Annotated in this window: 1 protein-coding gene; it reads left to right on the forward strand. The window is 42.1% G+C overall.

The annotated features are described in order from the left end of the window. Positions 1 to 466 precede the first annotated feature (466 nt). Positions 467 to 812: hypothetical protein (locus NCCP2222_RS12625; RefSeq protein WP_248512707.1), on the forward strand; the 346-nt coding region annotated here is incomplete at its 3' end.

Below are 812 nucleotides of genomic sequence, written 5' to 3' on the forward strand. Positions count from 1 at the left end.
TCACATATCCATCCAATTCGAGTACCATCTCGAGGATGGATTATTTTTTGCCTTCAGATTGTAATACATTGTAATAAAAAATGCTAGATCATTCTGACCACTTTCTTCTACCATCAAAAAGTAATGCGATGCTTTCAGGACTTACAATCACAGTGAGGAATAAATTGGTATTACACCATCCAATAGATTAGATCCTATCCTTTTTCTGACTTCTGATTTTATTACAACGGTTAATATTTCCTCTGTTACTTGTTAATTGGCTGTTACACCACTGTCATTTTCATTTGGTATCGTTATGTACAGGCAGACGGGGTACTGCCGCGCAAGTTGGTTAGCCGAACATGACCCCAGATTCTCAGCTTACAGTCGAAGGAGGCAGATAGATATACCGACATACTGATTCAGAGCTGTTCATTTGATGTAATCGTCCAGATCAAAAAAATGTGAAAAAGGAGTTTGATTATTCTTGGTTAAAGAAACGAACCCAACAGAAAAACGCACAAAAAAGATCTTGCCATTTGTCATGTCCACTTCCATGCTAACTGCAGCTGTTTTTGGTGCAGGCGGCTCAGCTTTTGCGGCTGAAAAACAGGACCAGGAGTTTAAGAATCACGGAGCGGAAGTGTCCCATTATGCGACCAGCATTCCAGGCTCCCCTGAAAAAGGTAAATTCATGCGCACGATCGCTAACAAGAACCTTGTGGCCGCAACACCAGGTGAAGAGGCACCGGATCAACCGGCAGATGATGAAGAAGCTACGAATACACCAAATGATGAGGATGTAACGGCTGATACACCTGCGGATGAAGAAG

Origin of the sequence: Sporosarcina sp. NCCP-2222 (genome assembly GCF_023168145.1) — a bacterium.
Lineage (GTDB): Bacteria > Bacillota > Bacilli > Bacillales_A > Planococcaceae > Sporosarcina.